The 22986-nt window shown below is 58.1% G+C and carries 22 protein-coding genes and 1 riboswitch; of the genes, 14 read left to right on the forward strand and 8 right to left on the reverse strand.

Going from position 1 to position 22986, the window contains the following annotated elements; genetic code table 11:
* The first annotated feature begins 148 nt into the window (after window positions 1–148).
* The 3 genes from G5358_RS04530 (at window position 149) to G5358_RS04540 (ending at window position 3718) form a co-directional block, all read left to right on the forward strand.
* Window positions 149–736 (forward strand): histidine phosphatase family protein, encoded by a 588-nt coding sequence (locus G5358_RS04530; protein WP_159157263.1) that lies wholly within the window; start codon window positions 149–151, stop codon window positions 734–736.
* Between the two features lie 150 nt (window positions 737–886).
* The gene (gene fabV / locus G5358_RS04535; RefSeq protein WP_005353312.1) at window positions 887–2080 is read left to right on the forward strand and encodes an enoyl-ACP reductase FabV; all 1194 of its coding nucleotides are present in this window, start codon (window positions 887–889) and stop codon (window positions 2078–2080) included.
* Window positions 2081–2242: 162 nt separating this feature from the next.
* Window positions 2243–3718, forward strand: a complete 1476-nt coding sequence (locus G5358_RS04540) for a YfcC family protein (protein ID WP_421323696.1) — start codon at window positions 2243–2245, stop codon at window positions 3716–3718.
* Between the two features lie 63 nt (window positions 3719–3781).
* On the opposite strand, the gene G5358_RS04545 is transcribed toward G5358_RS04540, so the two are convergent.
* Complete coding sequence (locus G5358_RS04545) at window positions 3782–4996, reverse strand: pyridoxal phosphate-dependent aminotransferase (protein WP_421323698.1); 1215 nt, start codon at window positions 4994–4996, stop codon at window positions 3782–3784.
* A gap of 381 nt (window positions 4997–5377) precedes the next feature.
* Here G5358_RS04545 and G5358_RS04550 point away from each other — a divergent pair, with 381 nt between their 5' ends.
* Window positions 5378–5590 carry a DUF1653 domain-containing protein gene (locus tag G5358_RS04550; protein WP_005334366.1) on the forward strand — a complete coding sequence of 71 codons (213 nt, stop codon included), beginning with the start codon at window positions 5378–5380 and terminating at the stop codon, window positions 5588–5590.
* A gap of 270 nt (window positions 5591–5860) precedes the next feature.
* On the forward strand, window positions 5861–6550 hold the full coding sequence (gene aqpZ / locus G5358_RS04555; RefSeq protein WP_042656004.1) for an aquaporin Z: 690 nt from the start codon (window positions 5861–5863) through the stop codon (window positions 6548–6550).
* 92 nt (window positions 6551–6642) lie between these two features.
* Here the strand turns inward: aqpZ and G5358_RS04560 are convergent, their stop codons facing one another.
* Window positions 6643–7392: a lytic transglycosylase domain-containing protein gene (locus tag G5358_RS04560; RefSeq protein WP_421309607.1), complete on the reverse strand. Its 750-nt coding sequence runs from the start codon at window positions 7390–7392 to the stop codon at window positions 6643–6645.
* Window positions 7393–7718: 326 nt separating this feature from the next.
* Here G5358_RS04560 and G5358_RS04565 point away from each other — a divergent pair, with 326 nt between their 5' ends.
* Entirely contained in the window at window positions 7719–8159 is a 441-nt protein-coding gene (locus tag G5358_RS04565; RefSeq protein ID WP_266134531.1) for a GNAT family N-acetyltransferase, read from the forward strand.
* A gap of 5 nt (window positions 8160–8164) precedes the next feature.
* On the opposite strand, the gene G5358_RS04570 is transcribed toward G5358_RS04565, so the two are convergent.
* Complete coding sequence (locus G5358_RS04570) at window positions 8165–8707, reverse strand: DUF1439 domain-containing protein (protein ID WP_005344183.1); 543 nt, start codon at window positions 8705–8707, stop codon at window positions 8165–8167.
* 95 nt (window positions 8708–8802) lie between these two features.
* Between G5358_RS04570 and cls the strand changes: the two genes are divergently transcribed.
* Together cls and G5358_RS04580 are read left to right on the forward strand one after the other, a co-directional pair.
* Window positions 8803–10284, forward strand: coding sequence for a cardiolipin synthase (gene cls / locus G5358_RS04575; RefSeq protein WP_421205839.1), 1482 nt, complete (start codon window positions 8803–8805; stop codon window positions 10282–10284).
* A gap of 107 nt (window positions 10285–10391) precedes the next feature.
* Window positions 10392–11654: a DUF945 family protein gene (locus G5358_RS04580; protein ID WP_421323700.1), complete on the forward strand. Its 1263-nt coding sequence runs from the start codon at window positions 10392–10394 to the stop codon at window positions 11652–11654.
* Between the two features lie 79 nt (window positions 11655–11733).
* On the opposite strand, the gene purU is transcribed toward G5358_RS04580, so the two are convergent.
* Window positions 11734–12570 carry a formyltetrahydrofolate deformylase gene (gene purU / locus G5358_RS04585; RefSeq protein ID WP_005361738.1) on the reverse strand — a complete coding sequence of 279 codons (837 nt, stop codon included), beginning with the start codon at window positions 12568–12570 and terminating at the stop codon, window positions 11734–11736.
* Window positions 12571–12828: 258 nt separating this feature from the next.
* Window positions 12829–12985, forward strand: a riboswitch (FMN riboswitch).
* Window positions 12986–13089: 104 nt separating this feature from the next.
* Here purU and ribB point away from each other — a divergent pair.
* Together ribB and G5358_RS04595 are read left to right on the forward strand one after the other, a co-directional pair.
* The gene (gene ribB / locus G5358_RS04590) at window positions 13090–13743 is read left to right on the forward strand and encodes a 3,4-dihydroxy-2-butanone-4-phosphate synthase (RefSeq protein ID WP_040065398.1); all 654 of its coding nucleotides are present in this window, start codon (window positions 13090–13092) and stop codon (window positions 13741–13743) included.
* A gap of 225 nt (window positions 13744–13968) precedes the next feature.
* Window positions 13969–14211 carry an Lpp/OprI family alanine-zipper lipoprotein gene (locus G5358_RS04595; RefSeq protein WP_005334342.1) on the forward strand — a complete coding sequence of 81 codons (243 nt, stop codon included), beginning with the start codon at window positions 13969–13971 and terminating at the stop codon, window positions 14209–14211.
* A gap of 172 nt (window positions 14212–14383) precedes the next feature.
* Here G5358_RS04595 and G5358_RS04600 read toward each other — a convergent pair whose 3' ends face one another.
* Both G5358_RS04600 and G5358_RS04605 read right to left on the reverse strand, forming a co-directional pair.
* The gene (locus tag G5358_RS04600) at window positions 14384–15232 is read right to left on the reverse strand and encodes a tetratricopeptide repeat protein (RefSeq protein WP_421323701.1); all 849 of its coding nucleotides are present in this window, start codon (window positions 15230–15232) and stop codon (window positions 14384–14386) included.
* A complete protein-coding gene (locus G5358_RS04605) occupies window positions 15229–15951 on the reverse strand; it encodes a 4'-phosphopantetheinyl transferase family protein (protein WP_216951712.1) in 723 nt (240 codons plus the stop codon). Before G5358_RS04605 ends, G5358_RS04600 begins: the two co-directional genes overlap by 4 nt.
* A 275-nt stretch (window positions 15952–16226) precedes the next feature.
* Between G5358_RS04605 and G5358_RS04610 the strand changes: the two genes are divergently transcribed.
* From G5358_RS04610 to G5358_RS04625, 4 genes are all read left to right on the forward strand, one after another.
* On the forward strand, window positions 16227–16715 hold the full coding sequence (locus G5358_RS04610; protein ID WP_216951711.1) for a C40 family peptidase: 489 nt from the start codon (window positions 16227–16229) through the stop codon (window positions 16713–16715).
* Between the two features lie 148 nt (window positions 16716–16863).
* A complete protein-coding gene (gene rlmF / locus G5358_RS04615; protein ID WP_216951710.1) occupies window positions 16864–17835 on the forward strand; it encodes a 23S rRNA (adenine(1618)-N(6))-methyltransferase RlmF in 972 nt (323 codons plus the stop codon).
* A gap of 244 nt (window positions 17836–18079) precedes the next feature.
* Window positions 18080–18805, forward strand: a complete 726-nt coding sequence (locus G5358_RS04620) for a MaoC family dehydratase (RefSeq protein WP_204483864.1) — start codon at window positions 18080–18082, stop codon at window positions 18803–18805.
* A 245-nt stretch (window positions 18806–19050) separates the two neighbouring features.
* Window positions 19051–20466, forward strand: coding sequence for an SLC13 family permease (locus G5358_RS04625; protein WP_204481267.1), 1416 nt, complete (start codon window positions 19051–19053; stop codon window positions 20464–20466).
* Between the two features lie 66 nt (window positions 20467–20532).
* Here the strand turns inward: G5358_RS04625 and G5358_RS04630 are convergent, their stop codons facing one another.
* Window positions 20533–21522 carry a DUF481 domain-containing protein gene (locus G5358_RS04630; RefSeq protein WP_323913161.1) on the reverse strand — a complete coding sequence of 330 codons (990 nt, stop codon included), beginning with the start codon at window positions 21520–21522 and terminating at the stop codon, window positions 20533–20535.
* A 39-nt stretch (window positions 21523–21561) separates the two neighbouring features.
* Window positions 21562–22518 (reverse strand): L,D-transpeptidase family protein, encoded by a 957-nt coding sequence (locus G5358_RS04635; RefSeq protein WP_323913162.1) that lies wholly within the window; start codon window positions 22516–22518, stop codon window positions 21562–21564.
* Window positions 22519–22986: the final 468 nt, after the last annotated feature.

Raw genomic sequence — 22986 nt, forward strand, 5'->3', positions numbered from 1 at the left:
ACACTCTGGCCAAATTGGCAGCAAACGGGTCAGTCCTGACCCGTTTTTTACGCCCGCTTTAGCCTCTCTGTTCGGGCCATCCTTCGGGCTCATCTGCTATCATTTTCCCCCTTTATTTTTCTATCTCTCTGAACGTGCTGGAGAAATCATGTCTCGACTCATCTATCTGCTGCGCCATGGCCAGACCCGCTTCAATGCTGAGCAGCGTCTGCAGGGGCGTTGCAACTCCGATCTGACCGACAAGGGTGAGGCGCAAGCCATCGCCATGGGGCGGCGCCTTGCTGGCGAACTGGCGGATCCTGCCCGCTGGACCGTCTATGCTAGCCCGCTCGGCCGTGCTCGTCAGACTGCGCAGCTGGTGTGCGAGCAGTTGGGACTGTCAGCTGATCGCATCATCTGGGACGATCGGTTGATGGAGCTGGGGATGGGAGAGTGGGAGAGCTGCCAGATCCCGGTGCTGCGGCTCGCTCATCCCGAGCTCGATATCGGCAAGGGGGACTGGTATCTGCAGGCACCGGGGGCCGAGAGCTTCGAGAGTATTCAGCGCCGGGCGCACCTGTGGTTGCAGGATCCCGCGATCGCCGAGCGGGCCATCGTTATCTCCCACGGTCTGCTCGGTGCCATGTTGCGCGGCGTCTATGCCGATCTCGGCTATGAGGCGACCTGGTCACAGGAGTTGCCGCAAGATGCCTTCTATAAGCTGCAGGATGGCCACATTACCCGCATTGCCTGCTAGTTGCCGTGAGGTGGCACCATGGCATGGACCATGATTGCCACCTTCGGATGCCCATTTTTGCCGCAGTTCAACACATCAGAGCACCTTATCGCGGCAAGATGAGGTATCTTATGCCCCGATTTCATCCATTAAACGGATCCGAGACCCCATATGATCATCAAACCCAAGGTTCGCGGCTTTATCTGCACCACCACTCATCCGGTCGGTTGTGAAGCCAATGTTCGTCGCCAGATTGCTTACACCAAGGCCAAGGGCACCATCGAGAATGGCCCCAAGAAGGTGCTGGTGATCGGCGCTTCCACCGGTTATGGCCTGGCCTCCCGGATTGCGGCTGCCTTCGGTAGCGGCGCCGCCACCCTCGGCGTCTTCTTTGAAAAAGCGGGCACCGAGTCCAAGACCGGTACCGCTGGCTGGTACAACTCTGCCGCTTTCGACAAGGCAGCCAAAGAGGCGGGCCTCTACGCCAAGAGCGTCAACGGCGATGCCTTCTCCAACGAGTGCCGCGCCAAGGTGATCGAGCTGATCAAGCAGGATCTGGGTCAAATCGATCTGGTGGTCTACTCCCTGGCCTCTCCGGTGCGGAAGATGCCGGAAACCGGCGAAGTGGTGCGCTCAGCCCTCAAACCGATCGGCGAGGTCTATACCACCACCGCCATCGATACCAACAAGGATCAGATCATCACCGCTACCGTCGAGCCGGCGAACGAGGAAGAGATCCAGAACACCATCACAGTGATGGGCGGTCAGGATTGGGAGCTGTGGATGGCTGCCCTGCGTGATGCAGGCGTGCTGGCCGACGGCGCCAAGTCGGTGGCCTACTCCTACATCGGCACCGATCTGACCTGGCCAATCTACTGGCACGGCACCTTGGGCCGCGCCAAGGAAGATCTGGACCGCGCCGCTGCCGCCATCCGTGGCGATCTGGCTGCCAAGGGCGGTACCGCTCACGTAGCCGTGCTGAAATCCGTGGTGACCCAGGCCTCTTCCGCCATTCCGGTGATGCCGCTCTATATCTCCATGGCTTTCAAGATCATGAAGGAGAAGGGCATTCACGAGGGCTGCATGGAGCAGGTAGATCGCATGATGCGCACCCGTCTCTACGCGTCTGACATGGCGCTGGACGAGCAGGCTCGCATCCGCATGGATGACTGGGAACTGCGTGAAGATGTGCAGCAGACCTGCCGTGACCTGTGGCCATCCATCACCAGCGAAAACCTCTCCGAATTGACTGATTACACCGGTTACAAGCAGGAGTTCCTGCGCCTGTTCGGTTTTGGTCTGGACGAGGTCGATTACGATGCGGATGTGAATCCGGATGTGAAATTCGACGTGGTCGAGCTCTGAGTCTGACTCAAGTGAAAACAGGGCCCCGCGGGGCCCTGTTTTTTTGGCAAAAATTCCGCCAAATTGCGGAATTTTATTATCAGCGATCACCTTTTTCCCATATCAAACCCGCTAGTCTTGCGCTGATCGGATCACAGACGGCATTGCCGAGGAACGGAAGCTATGACCACTCCAAATGAGGCGCCCAAGAAGCGCCAACTCCCCACTGTCTATACCCTGCTTTTTATCATCATCGCCTTGATGGCTGGCCTCACCTGGGTGCTGCCAGCGGGCAAATATGACTATGTCACCGCCAAGACCCAGCAGCCGGTGGCGGCAGCGGCCGTGGCCGATTACAGCGGCGACGAGCGGTTGTTGCCGGTGCCTGGCAGCTACACCGAGTTACCCGCCCACCCGCAAGGGGTATTCGAGGTGCTCAAGGCCCCCATTCAGGGCTTTCACAAGGCGGCCGACGTGGCGCTGTTCGTGCTCATCATCGGTGGTTTTCTCGCGGTGACCATGCAAAGCGGTGCGCTCGATGCCGGGGTGGGGGCCATTGTGCGCGGCTTTGCCGGGCGTGAGCGGCTGCTAATTCCTGTGCTGATCGCCCTGTTTGCCCTCGGCGGCTCCACCTTCGGCATGGCAGAGGAGACGGTGGCCTTCTGGGCGCTGATCGTGCCGGTGATGATGGCGGCGGGCTTCGATCGCATGGTGGCGGCGGGGATCATCCTGCTCGGCTCCGGGGTCGGGGTGCTCGCCTCCACCGTCAACCCGTTTGCCACCGGTATTGCCTCTGGTTTCGCCGGTATCCCCATTGGTGAGGGGATTGGCCTTAGGGTTATCCAGTGGCTGCTGCTGGTGATCTTCGCCTCCTGGTTCGTGATGCGTTACGCCAAGCAGGTGCAGCAGGACAAGTCCCGCTCCGTGCTGGCCGACATCACCTATGACGACGAGTTCTCCCAGATGAAGAGCGGCAACCTCGCCTTCACCGGCAAGCAGAAGCTCACCATGCTGGTCTTCTTCGGCACCTTCCTGCTGATGATCTATGCGGTGGTGCCCTGGTCCGATTTGGGGATCGATCTGCTGCCCACCTTTGGCTGGTGGTTTGACGAGCTCTCCACCCTGTTCTTCAGTGCCTCCATCCTGATTGCTCTGATCAACCGGATGCCGGAGTCCAACTATGTGGCGACCTTCTTGAGCGGCGCTCGGGATCTCATCGGGGTAGCGCTGGTAGTGGCGGTGGCGCGTGGCATCTATGTGGTGATGGAGCAGGGCGTCATCATCGACACCATTTTGCACTGGGCCGAAGGGCTGGTGACCGGACTCTCCTCATCGGTCTTCATCCTGATGGCCTATCTGGTGCACATCATTCTGAGCTTCTTTATCCCCTCCACCTCGGGGCTGGCGACTGTCTCCATGCCGCTGATGGGGCCGCTGGCTGACTTCTCCGGCATCTCCCGGGATCTGGTGATCACCGCCTATCAGTCCGCCTCCGGCTGGATCAACCTGTTCGCCCCTACCGCCGCCCATCTGGTGGCGGGGCTGGCGCTCGCCAAGATCCCCTACGATCGCTTCGTGCGCTGGGTGCTGCCCTTTATCATCGGCGTAGCCCTCATCACCATGGCGGTGCTGGTGGCCGGTGCCCTGCTGCACGGCTGATGGCACGGATAAAACCACAGATAACAAAAAGGCTCCCGCGGGAGCCTTTTTCATGAGCCTTGCTTACTGCTTGTAGCCCTTAAGGAAGCGGGCGAGGCGGCCGATGGCATCCTCCAGCTCCTCTTCGCGGGGCAGAAACACCAGCCGGAAGTGATCCGGCGCCGGCCAGTTGAAGCCGGTGCCCTGTACCAGCAGCAGCTTCTCCTGTTGCAGCAGGTCGAACACCATCTTCTGATCGTCGCGGATGTCATACACCTTGGGATCAAGGCGCGGGAACATGTAGAGCGCCCCCTTGGGTTTGACGCAGGAGACCCCGGGGATCTCGTTCAAAAGCTCCCAGGCCTTGTCACGCTGGCGGCGCAGGCGACCGCCCGGCAGGATCAGCTCGTTGATGCTCTGGTAGCCGCCAAGGGCGGTCTGGATGGCGTGCTGCATCGGCACGTTGGCACACAGCCGCATGGAGGCCAGCATCTCCAGCCCTTCGATATAGCCTTTGGCACGGCCCTTGGGCCCGGTGATGACCATCCAGCCCTGGCGGAAGCCGCAGGCGCGGTAGGCCTTGGAGAGGCCGTTGAAGGTCACCACCATCACATCGTCGCACAGGGTGCAGACGCTGGTGTGGGAGATGTCGTCGTAGAGGATCTTGTCGTAAATCTCGTCGGCGAAGATGATGAGGTTGTGCTGGCGGGCGATCTCGATCACCTCCAGCAAAAACTCGCTGCCGTAGACGGCGCCGGTCGGGTTGTTGGGGTTGATCAGCACCAGGCCGCGGGTGCGCGGGGTGATACGGGCGCGGATGTCGTCGAGATCCGGATACCAGTCGGCCCCTTCGTCGCAGCGGTAGTGCACCGCATGGCCGCCGGAGAGGGTCACTGCCGCGGTCCAGAGCGGGTAGTCAGGGGAGGGCACCAGCATCTCGTCGCCGTTGTTGAGCAGCGCCTGCATCGCCATCACGATGAGCTCGCTGGCGCCGTTGCCGATGTAGATGTCGTCGATGTCGACCTTGCGCATCCCTTTCTGCTGGTAGTACTGCATCACCGCCTTGCGGGCGGAGAAGAGCCCCTTGGAGTCGCAGTAGCCCTGGCTCTGGGGCATGTTGAGGATCACATCCTTGATGATCTCTTCCGGCGCTTCGAAGCCGAACGGAGCCGGGTTGCCGATGTTGAGCTTGAGAATGCGGTGGCCTTCGTCTTCGAGACGGCGAGCCTCTTTATGCACCGGGCCGCGGATGTCATAGCAGACATCGTCGAGCTTGTGCGACTTGTCGATTGTGAACATGGTGAGTGTGATTCCTTCCCCACAGGGACGCGTTGGCGAAAAAGGCGATTTTTAGTATCAAATTTCTTTTCCCCTATTCTTCACAGAATTGAATGCTAGAACAATCCTCTTTTTAGAAGAATTCCCTGATTTTTAGCCCTAAAACAGGGTTGCTAGAACGTTAAATTCAGCACAATCTTTGGTGCCAACCAAGGTTAACTAGTGAAACATGGGGAACGAATTAACAAAGCTGCTTGACTGTGTTGCAATATCCGGATCCTGTGGCACGATTGGCTTGTGTAAAAAATCGTCTTTGTCCCCCTTTTCGATGAGTTGACCGGCACTCATGGTGTCATCTTTATGTGGTTCGCTCATCGGTGTTCACTTCTGCGAGGTTTTCCCATGCAAGCACCCGTTCCAGGCCGCTATCGCCACTTCAAGGGGGGTTACTATCAAGTGCTTGCCCTGGCTTTGCATACCGAAACCCAGGAGCAGCTGGTCATTTATCAATCCGAGCAGGATGGTCAGGTCTATGCCCGTCCCGTCGCCATGTTTATGGAGTGGATTGAGCATCAGGGGCAGGTTGTCAGCCGTTTTGCCCCTGCAGGAGACTGACCACGCCTCCGTTTTTATCGTTCAAGGGATGAGCACTCGAGCTAAATGGTGTCACAAGTTGTCGCATGACGCCCTTGGGCATGAGATGTGCAGTCAGCTGTCTTAATGATAAATCTCTTATCTAATCAACTAATTGTGACGAACATCACATTCAGTGAGCCCTGCCTGCCGGGTTCGCAATCTGGACTCACACTCCCATAATGCTGCGCTTGTTCAAGCATGGGCCCTTCTCGGGTCTTGTTCGGTGTTATCTCAAATGGGAGAAATAATGTGAAACCTGTTGCTGCTGAGTTTATGGGCACTTTCTGGCTGGTATTGGGCGGGTGCGGCAGTGCCGTGCTGGCTGCAGCCTTCCCTCACGTCGGGATTGGTCTGCTGGGGGTCTCGCTGGCTTTCGGTCTGACCGTGCTGACCATGGCGTTTGCCATCGGCCATATCTCCGGTTGCCACCTCAATCCGGCCGTCACCGTCGGTCTGTGGGCGGGTGGTCGTTTTCCTGCATCCGGTGTACTGCCTTATATCGTGGCGCAAGTGCTGGGTGGCATTGCCGCCGCTGCCGTGCTTTACGTGATTGCCAGCGGTCAGGCCGGGTTTGATCTCTCTGCCGGTTTTGCTTCCAACGGCTACGGTGAGCACTCTCCGGGTGGTTACAGTCTGACTGCCGCACTCGTATGCGAAATGGTGATGACCGGTTTCTTCCTGTTCGTCATCATGGGCGCCACCGATAGCCGTGCGCCTGCCGGTTTCGCACCGATCGCCATCGGTCTGTGCCTGACCCTGATCCACCTCGTCAGCATTCCGGTGACCAATACCTCGGTCAACCCGGCTCGCAGTACCGGCGTTGCGCTGTTTGTCGGTGACTGGGCGGTCAGCCAGCTGTGGTTGTTCTGGGTTGCCCCGATTGTCGGTGCCATTCTGGGTGCGCTGGCTTATCGCCTGGTGGCGACGGAGCAGAAGTAATCATTTGCGAAACAAAGTGTGGTATCGACACGCCTGAGGGCGTGTTTTTTGTTTCTGGAGGAGTGAGATAAGAGAACTCACCAAGCCAAACGTCAGAGTCCCTTGGCCTGCAGCATCTCTTTGTAGCGCTGATGGAGCAACTGGACGCGCTCCACATAAGCGCGCGTTTCCGCATAGGGTGGGATGCCGCCATGTTTTTGTACGGCGCCCGCCCCGGCGTTGTAGGCCGCGGTCGCCAGCGCAATGTTGCCGTCATACTGCTTGAGCAGTCCCGCTAGGTATTTCACCCCGCCGAAGATATTCTGCTCCGCCAGCAGGGCATTGCCGACCCCCAGCTCCCGCGCCGTGGCAGGCATTAGCTGGGTCAGCCCCATCGCCCCCTTGCGGGAGACCGCCAGTGGATTGAAAGCCGATTCGGCGTGAATGAGCGCTCGGATCAGCGCAGGCTCAACCTGATAGGTCTTTGCTGCTGCCTTGATGGTGCTGGCATAGTCATAGAGAAACAGTCCTGTGGTCTGCCAGTTGACGCTGGATTTGGGGTCGCAGGCGAAGCAGTCGTTGAACAGCAGCAGTTCGTAATGGCCCTGTTCGGGCGCCATATCGGAGTAACGTACTACCCCGTTTTGCTGCACCGATTTATAGACCTGGATCTGCTTCTTGCCGCCAGCGGCGGTTGCCGCTGTTTGAGTGGTTTCGGGTTGTGGGGCGGGCGCAGCATGATTGACCGGGCGCAAGGGAGAGGGGGCTGCGGTCAGGAAGACCACCTCCGCGGGAGGGGGCGTCTGGCTCCATCCACTCAAGGGGATCAACACCATCTGGCCTGCCAGCATCCATGCTTTCAACCGTCACACTCCTTCCCTGGATCATCATGTTGAGTAAAGCACCATGGCGAGTGCAGAACAAGCGTACAAACAGGGAGTTGTGAAGTGGAGGGGGGATTTGACCGAGGGACGGGGGGATGCCGGAGTATGGCCAGGAGAGGCGCCAAAAGGTGGAATTTTCCGGTAGCTAATGGTCATAAGCGTCTTAGGGAAGTGCTCCAGCATGCTCGCTTTTTTGTTAATAAAAGGCATGCTATCTTGCTGGTGTAAGCTGGTCTGGCTAGTTAGTTTCAATCTATCTTATCTACTGATTATAAAGGAATTTTTTTGTGTCAGGAATGCTGGCGATGGAACTCATCTTCGAGGAGTACTGTGACGCCGATCTCTCTCTCATCAAGGATTATTACGAGACGACTTTTTCCCACTATGTGCCGGATCTGGCAGAGCGGGTCTTTGTCGTACGTGATGCTCACTGGCTGGTGGGGGCGGTTCGGTTGCGGGACGAGGAGGAGTTTTATCATCTGTGCGGCTTTCGTCTGTTGCCTCACTACCAGTCGCTGGGATTGGGTTCACGGCTGTTGCAGCACGCCTGTCACGGTCTGGAGGACAAACCGGTAGTCTGTCAGGTACTGCCTTTCGAGAAACCCTTCTATCTCAAGGCCGGTTTTGCCGATATCTCCCTCAACCAATTGAGCGGGTCACTCTTCTCCCTTTATGAGCAACAGCAGCAGCAGGGTTATCAGGTGGAGCTGCTGGTACGGGATACCAGCCAGCCCCTCCTGAATTGAGCGGGCTAGCGGGGTCTGGTCAGCAGGTGGATTTTGCCCGGTGACAGCTCCAGCCCCAGCAGGTTTTCTTTCAGCCAGGCTTGTTGCGGATCCTTGTCATCCAGTCGGTAAACCGGTTTGCTCTCAAGACGCTTCTCCATGCTCTGCAGCAGCATACCGAGCATCATGCCGAACTTTCTCTCTGCCGCCTCCGGTTCCAGCTTGTACTCCACCAGTTTCATGTTGTCGAGAAACAGCGCGCTCTGGCTCTTGTCATAGCGGGGTCTTGCCTCATAGGTCATCTGCAGGCGGGCGTCATATTCGGTATTGTCGGGCAGGGCGATCTTGAGCTTGCCCTTGCCATAGACTCGGGCGGTGTCTGGCTGTTGACGGCCAATCTGGACATCGCTCTGCTCCAGCTTCACATGGGCCTTTATGATGCCGGGCAGCTCCAGCTGTTTGTCGACTTGCACCTGGGATTGCAGGTACTGATTGATCTGCTGCTCATTGATGTCATATGAGCCTTGACCTAGCATGGCCAGGCTGAGCAGCATGGATTGCAGAATCATGGGGGCAACCTGATAGAATGGATTTGCCTTACAGCATACCATTCCTGACTGGCAGGATCTGCCGACCACTGTTTGTTGATGAAAAGGAGTTACCGTTGCTAAACGGTCTGGAACATGATCTCCACCTGCTGTTCTCCCGCTTTCTGGGCTGGCTGCTACTGCTTTTTCATACCGTTATCGTCGCGGGTGTGTCGTTTCGGGTAGTGATGAAACGCCGCCCCATCGGGGTGTCGCTGGCCTGGCTGGCGCTGATCTACGCCATTCCGTTTGCCGGCGTCGGCTTTTACTTGCTGTTTGGTGAAATCAAGTTGGGGCGCCGCCGCGCCGAGCGGGCACAGGCCATGTATCGCCCTTACGCTATCTGGATTCGTCAGTTGGCCCGCCTTTTCCCCCAGCATTGCTGCGAGGTGGGGGAAAAGGCCCAACCATTGCACGATCTGATCCAGGGGCGGTTGGCCATGCCCATGCTCTCCGGTAACCGGATGACTCTGCTCAGCCAACCCGACCAGATCCTGCATGAGATTGCTCAGGATATTCGCCGCTCGACGCTCTCATGCTATCTGGAGTTCTATATCTGGCACCCCGGCGGTGATGCCGACGAGGTGTGTGAAGCACTGATGGAAGTCGCGCTGTGCGGCGTGGATTGTCGTTTGTTGCTCGATTCGGTGGGCAGCAAGCACTTCTTCCGCTCCGGGTGGCCGAAAAAGCTGCGCAAGGCGGGGGTCAAGCTGGTGGAGGTGCTGCCGGTCGGCGCCTGGCGCATTCCGTTCCAGCGGCAGGATTTGCGAATGCACCGCAAGTTGGTGGTGATCGATGACAAGGTCGGCTATACCGGCTCCATGAACATGGTGGATCCCCGTTTTTTCAAGCAGGATGCCGGGGTCGGCCAGTGGGTCGACATCATGATCCGGGTGCAGGGGCCCATGGTGCCGCTGATGTGGTCGATCTTTGTCTGGGACTGGGAGATGGAGACCGGCGAGCGGCTGCTCGACAGTCTGCAGCATGAGCCGGAAGCCTGGCCCCAGACCAACTACCGCGCCCAGCTGATCCCGTCCGGCCCCTTCGTCGGCGGCGACTGCATCCAGCAGAGCCTGCTGCTGGCCATCTATCAGGCGCGCAGCCATCTGGTGCTGACGACCCCTTACTTTGTGCCCGACGATCCGCTGGCGGCCGCACTCAGTTCGGCGGCGGCGCGCGGGGTGCAGGTGCAGCTGGTGTTGCCGGCACGCAACGACTCCATCATGGCCAATTACGCCTGCAACGCCTTTATGGAGGAGCTGCTGGCGGCCGGGGTGGAGATCTACCGCTACGATGCCGGTCTGCTCCATACCAAGAGCGTGCTGGTGGATGATGACTTCGCGCTGGTGGGGACGGTCAATCTGGATCGGCGCAGCCTCTGGCTCAACTTCGAGGTGACCCTGCTGGTGGATAACCCCTCGTTCGTGGCCCAGATGACCCGGCTGGTACAGGGCTATATGGCGGAAGCCACCCCGATGACCCTGGCCCAATGGCAGGCCCGCCCCTGGTACAAGAAGGCGATGGAGAACATCTTCTATCTCTTCAGCCCCTTGCTGTGATGTTGTGGCGAGCCGCAAGAAAGTGGACTCGCCATCTGATTGGACTTGCCTAGCCCCGAGTCCGCCCCGTAGAGTGCAGTGACAACTCCCTGGAGACACATGGATATATGAAAAAGATAGTGGCCCTCGCCGTGGGTGCGGCACTGGTAGGTGGTGGTCTGGCTGCGTGTTGGTACACGGGCAACAGCTTCGACAACATCATGGCGGAGCAGATCGCCAAGGTAGAGCAAGAGACCGGTATCGATATGCAGTGGCAGCCGAGTAGCAGCAGCCTCTTCACCCGTGACGGGGTCCTGAAGGTCGTGGTGACGCCGGAGGAGCTGGCCTCCATCGACAGCGAGCTGGAAGGCAGCCAGCCCATCGAGTTACAACTGCTGGTCAAGAGCCGGATCCTGCCGCTCTATATCAAGAGCCACTTCCAGCTTGATACCCATAATGGCACCCTGGCGCCAGTTTTCACCGCACTGGGCATGGAGCAGTGGCAACTTGGTCTGGAGTCGGTCACCAGTCTCTGGACCCAGGGTAACAGCAGCCGTTTCTGGGCCAATGAATTCAAGATCAAACAGGGGCTGGACGAGTTCAGTTTCCTGCCCCTGAGCGGTGAGTTCCACGGCAATCTGGAGGGGAATGGTCACCTCACTATGACCTGGCAGGGGATGACGGTCCATGAAGAGCAGAGCAAGATGGACTTGGTGCTGGCCGACCTGAAAGGGAGTGCCGACATTGCCGAGATCAGCGGTGTGATCCTCTCGCCCCAGAGCGAGATGACCCTCTCGGCCCTCACGATACAACTGCCTGACAGCGTCAAGGTCGCCCTGCAGGGGATGACAACCGAGACTCAGCTGACTGGTGATGATGCCCAGACCCTCTCCAGCAGCTATCAGATGAAAATTGCCAAGCTGGATCTGGAGAACGAGACCGACACCCTGGCGGTGACCGACAGCAAGTTGGCGCTCAACCTCAACGGTCTGGATCTGGAAGGGTATCAGGGGCTGCAGGCCGCCGGTGGCAAGGGGGTTGAAGATGCCGCCATCCAGCAGGCGCTGGATAAGATGCTCAAACGTGGCGCGACTCTTGAACTGGCCGATCTCAGCGCCAAGCTCAACGGTGAGGCGGTGACCATGAAGGGGGACGTGAAGCTGGCCTCCACCTCGCTGGAGCAGCTGTTTAACAGCGACGCGGGGATGCAGGCCCTCTCCGGCGTGCTGCATGCCAGCCTCAGCGACAAGCTGGGCAAGGCGGTGCCGCAACTGGCCCCCATGCTCGATCAGCTGACCCTGATGGGTTATCTGAAGGCCGACAAGCAAGCGCTGACCTCCGAGCTGAAGCTGGAGAAGGGCGCGTTGACGGTAAACGATCTGCCGCTCTGACACTCGGCGCAGAAACAACAACGGCTCCCATGGGAGCCGTTGTTGTTTCTGGCGTTTGCATATGGGCCGTGTGGGCGGATTACTTGAAGACCACCGTCTTGTTGCCGTAGACGAACACCCGCTCGTTCAGTACCAGCTCCAGCGCGCGGCTCAGCACCGATTTCTCCACATCCCGACCCGCCTTGGCCATGTCGTCCGCACTGAAGGCGTGACCGACGTGGATCACGTCCTGTTCGACGATGGGGCCTTCATCCAGATCGTCGGTCACGAAGTGGGCGGTGGCGCCGATCAGCTTGACGCCACGGTCGAACGCCTGCCGGTAGGGGCGGGCACCGATGAAGGCGGGCAGGAAGGAGTGGTGGATGTTGAGGATCTTGCGCGGATAGGCCTCGACGAAGCTCGGGGTCAGCACCCGCATGTACTTTGCCAGGATCACATAGTCAGGCTCATAGCTGTCGATGATGGCGCGTACCTGCTCTTCATGTTCGGTCCGGCTCAGATCCTCGTGACTGACGGTGTGGAACGGGATATCGAACTTGCCGGTGAGCTCGGCCAGGGTGTCGTAGTTGCCGATCACCGCGACGATATCCATATCCAGCGCGCCCGCGTAGTTCTTCATCAGAATATCGCCGAGGCAGTGGGTCTCTTTGGTCACCAGAATGACGATGCGCTTCTTGCCCGCCTTGACCAGACGGCGCTGGGCGCCGGTGGGCAGGGCATCATCCAGATCCGCCAGCAGGGTCTCGTCGTTGAAGCGCCCCTCCAGCTCGGTACGCATAAAGAAGCGGCCATTCTCGTGATCCACAAACTCATCGTTCTTGATGATGTTGAGCTGGTGCTTGTAGCAGATGTTGGTGATCTTGGCGATGAGCCCTTTGGCATCCGGGCAATCCGTGAGCAGTATTTTCTTTTCCATCTCTGTCATTTTCCGTTTGTGGTGTTGGCGCTGCTGTCTGCGCCGGCAGCGTTGTTCAGGCTCTCTTTTCGGGCACTGTTTTTGGTTTCAGGCACTATGCCATAAACCGATCCGAGCCATAAAGAAATTCGCCAGTCATGGCCTCGCACGCTGGCGAGCGGGCCGCAGAGCGGGATCCCGGGCGCAATGTTGAAACGCTTTTCAGCCTGCGGGGGATTTTGGCTGGTATCTGCAACCGTTTTTCTTTAGGCTGTCTGCGCTTATTCTCAGGGCGGGGTGCAATTCCCCACCGGCGGTATCCCGATTGACTCGGGGAGCCCGCGAGCGCCCGACTTGGCTGATTGCCAGGTCGGGGTCAGCAGATCCGGTGAGATGCCGGAGCCGACGGTCATAGTCCGGATGAAAGAGGATAAGACAGACCTTGCCGTTTTGGCCCTTGTGGGCTGGCCGCTGCATGCCCGTCTCTGTCTGCCTTTCCATGCCCTGATTCTGGTCCTTGTCTTGTTTAGGAGTTTTACCATGAATCAGTCTCTACTCAGTGAATTCGGTGATCCCGTTGCCCGTGTCGAAGCGGCCCTGTCTGCCTTGCGTGCCGGAGGCGGCGTGCTGGTGGCCGACGATGAAGATCGGGAGAACGAGGGCGACCTCATTTTCGCCGCCGAATCCATGACCAATGAACAGATGGCGCTGATGATCCGCGAGTGCTCCGGCATCGTCTGCCTCTGCCTGCCCGAGGAGCGGGTTCGCCAGCTGGAACTGCCAATGATGGTGGAGGCCAACTCCAGTCACTACCAGACCGCCTTTACCGTGACCATCGAAGCGGCGCAGGGGGTCACGACCGGTGTCTCGGCGGCTGATCGCATCACCACCATCCGCGCGGCTATCGCTGACGGCGCCAAACCGGGTGATCTGCATCGCCCGGGCCATGTTTTCCCGCTGCGGGCGCGAACCGGTGGGGTGCTTACCCGCCGTGGTCATACCGAAGCGACGGTCGATCTGATGCAGCTGGCTGGCCTCAAACCGTTTGGTGTGTTGTGTGAATTGACCAAAGAAGATGGCTCGATGGCGCGTCTGCCAGACCTGGTTGCGTTCGGTCGCAAGCACCAAATGCCGGTGCTGACCATCGAGGATCTGGTGCAATATCGTCAATTGTTGTCAGAACGTACAGCCTGAGCCTCATACGAAATTGTAATAAGGCAAAAATTTGGTTAACCTTTGTCCGTGCCCCCACCACACGACACTCATTTTTTAGACGAATCTGGACAAAAACTGTTCATTCAAAAAAAAATGAGGGTTTTAATGCATTTATCTGTGGTGGGGACTATGCAAAGTAGGATTTTTTTGTGCCATAATCACGCCGCTTGCTAAACGTCTGGCGAGTTCAAGGGAGCTTTAAAAATGAAAAAATTGTTGTTGGTAGGTGTTGTTGGTCTGTCCGCTCTGCTGGGCGGTTGTGCAAACACCAGCGAACTGGAAACTTCCGTTCAGAATCTGTCTAACAAAGTTGACCAACTGGCTCAAGATGTTAGCGCAGTTCGTGCTGATCAGTCCAAAATCGCTGCTGATGTTGCCGAAGCCAAGCAAGAAGCTATGCGTGCTAACCAGCGCATCGACAACATGGCTACTTCCTACAAGAAGTAATCCATGCGAAAAAAATGGCGCAGTTTTGCGCCATTTTTTTTTGCCTGAAATTCACAGTATCTCCACTATTCCCACAGCACCTTATTCCCACAGTACCTTCTTCGTACTTGACCCATGAGGTCATGCCGGTCTCCCGGCACTCCCCCATCATTACCAGCCAGTTCGATTCCGATCAGTAGAGCAGACTATAGAGTTTGCGACGGTAGCTCTGCGCCTGTGGTGTGTTACCCATAGTGGCGAGAATATCGAGATAGGTCTTTCTGGCTTCGCCGAATGCCAAGTCCCGTTTGAGGATCGCCAGCAGCAGTTCCAATGCCTCTTCCTGACGGCCGGCCTGGTTGTATTGCACAGCAAGTTCTTGTGCCAGACCAAAATCATCAGGCTGTTCTGCATGACGGGCTTCCAGCGCGCGCAGTTCCGGGCTGTCTGCCGCTTGCAGGGCCAGCGCCAGTCGTGAGCTCAGGGTATGGAAGTGACTTTCCTGTGCCACCATCGGGATGGTGCCGAGGCGCTCCTGCGCTTCATCCAGCAGATTGAGGTCGAGCGCAGCTTGAATGAGCCACAGGCTGATGTCGTGGCGTTCAGGGGCCAGCTGGTGTGCCTTGGTCAGATGTGCATAGGCGATGCTGGGCTGCTCGTCAGCCAGCGCCTGTTGTCCCTTGGCCAGCAACTCTTCCTCTTCTTTGGGGGCGAAGGCGGCGAAATACTGGCGCAGGGTGGCTTCATCCTGCGGCCCTTCGATGATCCCCTGTTCGTCAGGGCGACCCTGATGGAACAGCACCAGCGCCGGCAGGGCGCGCAGGCCGAGCTGGCTGGCCAGCGGTTGCAGCTGGGGATCGTTCATATCCACCTTGGCCAGGGTGACCTGCTCATTGGCGGGCCCAACCAGTGATTCGATCAGCGGTGTCATCCCCTGGCACTCCGGCATCTGCGGAGCATGGAAATAGATGACGACCGGCTTCTTCATGGACGCATCGATAAGTTCAGCGTGAAAATTCTGGGGAGTAATGTCGACGATCATGAGTTGGACTCTTCAGAAAGGGTGTTGAGTAACATGGGGTTAAGCGAGTGGCAATTCAAGCGCTCATCCAGCCGGTAAAAGGCCACGGGGGTTGCCGCCGCCGCGAGGCTGAGCCAGCCGCTGGCAAAGGGCCAATCCTGTACCTGATAAGGGGTGTCATCGAGCCGGTTGTCGAGTCGCCACCCTTCCTCCGGGAGAAACCGCACCTTCTCCAGTCCCGCCGCTATGCCGCCACCGTGGGCTTTCAGTATCGCCTCCTTGCGTGACCAGAGCCGGTAGAAGGCGCTCTCCTGCTCTTGGGCAGGCAGTGCGCAGAGCCACTCATATTCACTCTGTGCATAAAACCGGCGGGCCAGGGGGAGGGGATGATGCTGCCGTTTGCCCAGTTCGATATCCACCCCAAGCGGTCCATGCGGGCAGAGCGCCAACACCAGCCAGCTGCCACTGTGGCTCAGATTGAACTGCCAAGCATCATCATGTAGTTGGGGCTTGCCTTGGGGGCCGTTGCAAAATTGCAGCCTGGCAGCAGGGCGTTGCAGCCGCTCGGCCAATAGCTGGCGCAGCAGGGCGCGGCTTACCAGATATTCCTGACGCCGTTCAGGATGGGTCATGGCTTGCCAGATATGCTGCTCATCGGTTGACAGCCATTCAGGCAATTGAGCAAGCAGGTCCTGGCATACCCTGGCCGGTTTTAACAAAAAAAGATCGGTTTCGATCATGATTTTTCACTTTAAAAAGGTGCTGAAGCAGGGATAAAAGCCAGTTATCTATGAGGCCCAAGGCTCTTTTTGCGATTGTATATTGTTTGGGCATGATCACATTAATTATGAAAAATCGTGCATTTCCTTGCAAAAATGTGAGCTTGATAGGGATTTTCACTTGCCTCGATAGAATTCTTGGATATAGTCGGGTGCTGTTGCCTTATAAATTGCCCTTTGGGGCCGTATTTTAACAAGATTTACTATTTAGCGGGGATAAAGGATTGCGCCACCTGATGCTACTGCTGGTCGCGCTCGGAATGGTGGGTTGTGCCTCGGCACCCCAACCCGAGGTCGCGAGCAAGATCGAAGTTTCCATGATGGAACCCGTTATTGAACCGGAAGCTTCGCAGACACCCGATGTGAATGAAATCCTGACAGTATACAGAGAGTGGCGCGGTACCCCTTACCGCTACGGTGGTACAACCGAACGTGGTATCGATTGTTCCGCCTTCGCCCGTGAAGTGTTTCGCAATGCGGTCGGTATTGAACTTCCCCGCGATACCCGCTCCCAAGTTCACGAAGGGACGCGCGTTTCCAAGCAGGATCTGGTCGAAGGTGATCTGGTCTTCTTCAAAATCAATCGTCGTCTCAACCACGTTGGTATCTATGTCGGGAATGGCGAATTCATTCACGCCTCGACTCGAGCCGGTGTGACCCGCTCCAAGCTGGACAGCCAATACTGGCGCAGCAAGTTCTGGCAAGCTCGCCGGATCGATATCTGAGTCAGGCTGGACAAACGGCTCGCAGTACGGACTGTTTTTCCAACCTCACTTGAACCGGGCTCGATAGCCCGGTTTTTTATTGCCCTCGTTTAGACTTTCCCGAGTCAAATCACTATAGTGTGGGCCCGTTTTCTTCGGCAGGCTCAGCATGAAACCCCGCATCCCATCAGCTGGTGGCCCCAAGTCGGGCGACCGTAAATCCGGACTTCACTCCCGTAATCGCCATGAGGCGGGTTACGACTTTGAGGCGCTCTGCCTGCGAACTCCCGAGTTGGCCGTCCACGTATTTATCAATGACTACGGTACCCGCACCATCGATTTTGCCAATCCCGATGCAGTGAAGTCCCTCAATCGCGCCCTGCTGGCCCATCACTACGGGATTGCCCACTGGGACTTGCCTACCGGTTACCTCTGCCCGCCTATCCCGGGACGGGTGGACTACCTGCACTGGGCGGCCGATCTGTTGGCCGAGAGCGCAGGCCAGCTCCCTACCGGCAAGGGGGTGAGAGTGCTGGATATTGGGGTGGGGGCAAACTGCATCTATCCGCTGCTAGGCTGCCGCGAATATGGCTGGCGTTTTGTCGGATCGGATATCGATCCGGTCTCGGTCAAGGCGGCCACCCTGCTGGCCAAGAGCAACGGGCTCGGCAATCAGATTGAGTGTCGCCTGCAGGGCAACCCCAACCATGTGTTTCGCGGCATCATAGGGCCAAAGGAGCGCTTTGCCCTGACGCTGTGCAATCCGCCGTTCCATGCGTCGCTGGAAGAGGCGAGCAAGGGGACGGAGCGCAAGCTGCGCAATCTGGGCAAGGAGGTGACAGGCGCCCCTGTGCTCAACTTCGGCGGCCAGAAGGCCGAGCTCTGGTGTGAAGGGGGCGAGGCGGCGTTTCTGGCCAACATGATCGCCCAGAGCAAGGAGTTTGCCACTCAGTGCCTCTGGTTCAGCTCGCTGGTGTCGAAAAAAGAGAATCTGCCGGGGGCGAAAAAGGCGTTGAACCGGGTGGGGGCGCGTCAGGTACGGGTGATCGACATGGCGCAGGGCAACAAGGTGAGCCGGATCCTCGCCTGGTCCTTTCTGGATGAAGAGGGATTGCGTAGCGGCTGGTCGAGCGCGCGCTGACCTACACCACAAGGCCCGACGAGGGCCTTTTTTCATAACGACCCCGATGAATTTCCCCTGCTGGCGGCATCTCTGGTAATCGTTTTCCTCATTGGCAGATCGTGCTGGTTTACATTGTGTAAGTAGTTACTTCCGCCTTGGTACAGGTGTACGCCGAGATTTTTTTGCACTTACAGCTGAAACTTTAATAAAATAGGACTGGTTAGACCTCTTTACAGGCAATGAATCACATAGGGATCGGAACATGAAAGTTGTCGATTTTCTGAAGCGCAAGCGCGAAATTCTGGCGCAGCACCCCTTTGAGCTCAAGGATTGGCTCTCACCGGCGATCCGCGACTACTGGCGTGAGTTTCAGCAAAAGGCACATCTTCACCCTTTGCTGGGTCGTGTACTGGACTTGCAAACCGAGACCCAGAGCGAGCAGCAACAGGATGCAGCAACCGTGGCTCGGGTTGCCAACGGTCAGCCTGCCGTCGCTCAGGAACCCGCAGTTGAGCTGGGGGCCGAGGCGGCCGAGCTCTATGCCGCCCTGCAAGCCCGCATTGGTGAAGAGACCCATGTCGGCGAGTGGCTCCACGTCAGCCAGCAGATGATCGATCAGTTTGCTGCAGTGACCGGGGATCACCAGTGGATCCACACCGATCCGGAGCGTGCGGCCGCCGAGTCGCCTTTCAAGACCACCATCGCCCACGGATTCCTGACCCTGGCGCTGCTGCCGCAGTTGACCGGCTCGGTCGATGAGGCCACCCCCGAGTTCCCGACCGCCCGCATGGTGGTGAACTTCGGGCTGGATCAGGTACGTTTCCCGTACCCCATCAAGGTGGACAGCAACATCCGCGCCCGCACCAAGCTGGCCCGGGTCACCCCCATCAAGGGTGGGCTGGAGCTGCTCAAAGAGATCAAGGTGGAGATCGAAGGGATCCGCCGCCCGGGTTGCGTCATCGAGTCGGTGACCCGCATCTACTTCTGAGCACCCTCATCGGCATGAATGGTGAAACGGGCCCGCTGTCGTGTGCAACGAACAGCGGGCCCGTTTTTTTGCCTGTTTGTTGCAAGGGTTGAGGCGTCAGCCATAGCGCGCCGACCCCAGCTTGATATGACTCACAAAACGGTGCGCCGTGCAGTTAGCCAGCTCTCATTTTGGCGAGATAGCCGCGTGAGGCGATAGCATATTATGCCACTATTGGCTTCTTACTCCCGATCCTGGAGACAATAGTGCCCATCAATAACAAGATTATTCTGCCACTGCTGCTGAGCCTCACCATCCTGCTGATCCCGACCCACTGGATCCCGCTGGAGGGGATCACCGTCATCGAGCAGCGGGTCGTGGCTATTTTCGTGCTGGCTGCCCTCTGCTGGATCCTGGAGCCCATCCCCATCTTCGCCACCTCGGTGCTGATCATCGTGCTGGAGCTGCTGTTGCTCTCCGACAAGGGGCTCTGGTTCATGACCGCCGACAAGGCTGAACCGGGGTTTGGTGAGCTGCTCAAGTCCACCGAGGTGATGGCGACCTTTGCCTCGCCGGTCATCATGCTGTTTCTCGGCGGTTTTTTCCTCGCTATTGCGGCGACCAAATACCATCTGGACGTCAATCTGGCGCGGGTGTTGCTGCGCCCGTTCGGTCAGGATCCCCGGATCGTCATGCTGGGGCTGATGTTGATCACCGCCACCTTCTCCATGTTTATGAGCAATACCGCCACCACCGCCATGATGCTGGCCATCCTTACCCCTGTGCTGGCGGCATTTCCCGACAAGGACCCGGCCAAAATCGGCTTTGTGCTGGCTATTCCGCTGGCGGCCAACCTCGGCGGGATCGGCACTCCCATCGGCACTCCGCCCAACGCAGTGGCCCTCAAATACCTGACCGGCGAGCATGCCATCTCGTTCGGTCAGTGGATGGGATTTGCGGTGCCCTTTGTGGTGTTGCTGTTGCTGCTTGGCTGGTTCCTGCTGGGGCGCTTCTTCCCGAGTTCCCTCAAGCGGATGGATCTCAAGATTGAGGGGCGCTTTATGCAGACCCCCCGCGCCTGGGTGGTCTACCTCACCTTTATCACCACCATAGTACTCTGGCTGCTGGGGGATCTGCACGGCATGAGCTCCTACGTGGTCGCCATGATCCCGGTGGCAGTGTTCCTGACCACCGGCATCATCACCAAGGACGATCTGCACAAGATCTCCCTCGATGTGCTCTGGCTGGTCTCGGGTGGTATCGCGCTGGGGCTGGCGCTGGAGGACTCCGGGTTGGCCGAGCGGCTCATCACCCACATTCCGTTCCACGAATACTCCACGCTGGCGGTGCTGATTGGTGCCTGTCTGCTGGCAGTGGTGATGGCCAACTTCATGTCCAACACCGCAACCGCCAATCTGTTGCTGCCACTGGTGGCGGCACTGGCGGTCAGCATGCCGGAGCTGGCAGAGTGGGGCGGCAGCCACACCTTGATCCTGGCGGTCACCATTTCGGTTTCGCTCGGGATGTCGCTGCCCATCAGTACCCCGCCCAATGCGCTGGCCCACGCCACCGGTCTGGTGGAGAGCCACCAGATGGTGCGCATCGGCGTCATCATGGGATTGGTCGGCACACTGCTGGCGATGGTGTGGATCTACCAGATTGCCGCTTGGGGGCTGATCTAGCGAGCCTGTCTGCCTAAAGCAAAGAGGAGCCGAATTGGCTCCTCTTTGAGTGTTGGGGATCCGGGGCTAGAAACTGACGCCAAGGCTGAGCAGGTGTCTTAATTCGCTCTCCCGGGGTTCTGGGCTGCCTGTGTCGACAAGGATGTCAGCATCTTCCCAATTCAGCTCACTCGACCAGGAGAGGCGCAGATGGTCATTGAAGTAGTAGCGCAACCCTATGCTGCCTTTCAGGTCCTGATTACGGGTGACATAGGGGGAGGGTTGTGCCAGATATTTCAGATAGCGCCCCTGGCTGAACAGTTCCATTTTCTCCTGCCAGAGGGAGAAAGGTTGGCGATAATCCCAGTTCAGGCCAGCGAAGGGGTAGTCAATGACCCGTTCACCCAGAAAAACGCCGGTGATCTTGCTATCTTCACGGAAGTAGAGCCGGCTTAGCCCCCCTTGGGCCATCAGCTCCAGTCGGCGGCGTTTGTCGTTCCAGAAGCGATAGCCAGGTCCCGAGCCATAGTCCATGTAGAGATAGCGATCTTTATCCAGCATGTCATATTCGGCATCGAGTGAGGTACGCAAGAACCACTGCTGGTTGAAGAAGTAGTCCAGCGTAGGGTTGAGCTGATAATCATGGCTGTCGGTGACGTTGTCAGCGGTCTCATAGGTATATTCACCGGAGAAGCTGTAACGCCAGTCCAGATTGGCCAGCTCGCTTTTCCACTTGAGGTTGACGTTGTTGGTCTGCTTGTCATTCTGTTTGAGTTTGACATTGAGATCGCCGCTGCCGGTCCAGAGCCAGGCGTTGCGTTCATCCTGGTCATCCTCGAACAGCTTGAGCCCACCCTTTGCCGTCGCCTTGGGTTTGTCCTCTTTATCGATACGCCAGCGTTTGATGGCCTCTCGCTGGACGGTGACTGCGCCGCTGTAGGGCAGGGCGATGCGCACCGACTGTTCGGTCACCTCCTCGATGTTGCCGGTCAGACGATCGCCATTGTTCATCCAGAGAATGTCCTTGGCCCACAAGGAGTGACAGACCAACAGGAGCAGGAGGGGCAGGAATTTCATGAGGTAAGGTGACTCCGGTGCGACTCGGGCGCTGGTGACTTAACCACTGACAAGTTGGCTGCTGATGGGGCGGGGCAGGCCATTTTTGCTCTCCAGCGCCGCCGTCACCTCATCCTGCATCACGTCAGGTGCACTGATAAAGCTCTCTATGGCCGGAGATAGCACCAGCGGGGCGCCATTTTCAAGCTCCTCTTCGGTGCGGGAGAGCGGGGAGTGCACCTCCAGCCAGCGCCGACCATCCGGTTCGATGGCGACCTTGACCGGTTGATTGATGACCCGTACCGGCGTGCCGATCGGCACAATCTTGAACAGGGCCTCAATATCGTCAGGTCGCAGCCGGATGCAGCCTGCACTTACCCGCAGGCCAACGCCAAAATCCTTGTTGGTGCCGTGGATCAGGTAGTCGCGCTTGCCATAGCCAAGGCGCATGGCGAACTTGCCGAGGGGATTCTCCGGGCCGGGGGGCACCACGGCGGGCAGGGTGATCCCTTTTTGCTCCAGCCAGGATTTGCGCACCATGGGGCCGGGTACCCAGGTCGGGTTGGGATTCTTCTCGATGACGGTGGTGGTCATCTCGGGTGTTTCGCGGCCGATATCGCCAATCCCGATGGGCAGCACGATGACCTCGCTCTTCCCTTTGGGGAAGTAGTAGAGGCGCAGTTCGGGCAGATTGATGACGATCCCCTCGCGAGGCACATCAGGCAGCAGCATCTGGGTGGGCAGCGTCAAGCGGGTGCCCGGCTTGGGTAAATAGGGGTCTACACCCGGATTTGCTTCAAGCAGCGCCAAAAATCCAATTTGTGTATTTTTGCCAACCAGCTCCAGATGTTCATTCTGCTGGATGATGTAATCCTCCAGCTCACCGATTAGGCGACTCCCGGCAGGTGGCAGCGGGTAGCGTTTGGCCTCTGCCGGCGTGGCGCAGAGCAGGATCGCTGCCAGCAGCAGGGAAAGGGCGGGCGTTATGTAGAGGGGCATGAGTTTCGGCAATCGCATAAGGAGATCCATCAGTTCAATCGGGGCGGAACATCATCAACACAGCCGCCAGGATGGCGCGATTGTTCCTCAATCAGCCCATGATTACCAGCTTGCCGCGCACCCGCAATGATGTGGGGATACATAGGAAACCTGCCAAAATCGGCATCACCCATAAATTTGAGCGCCAAGCAGGAAAAAGAGACGCCTGATGGCAATGGGGGAATATCACGACGTGGATAATGGCCGGGTGTTCGAGAGGGTTAATGTCTGGTGGATGCAGGGTGGCCTTGCAACGCGAACAGCACGCGCCGCATTGTGAGCCTGCTCCCAGATATCTGATTCAGCCATTTGATATCTAAGAAATTTTTATTGCATCCTCGGCCCAGCTTGGGTAAAACTCTCTCCCCACGGAGAGATGCCGGAGTGGCCGAACGGGATTGACTCGAAATCAATTGTGGCAGCAATGCCACCCAGGGTTCGAATCCC

It is taken from the genome of Aeromonas sp. 604176, assembly GCF_049170755.1.
Classification (GTDB): Bacteria; Pseudomonadota; Gammaproteobacteria; order Enterobacterales; family Aeromonadaceae; genus Aeromonas; species Aeromonas veronii_A.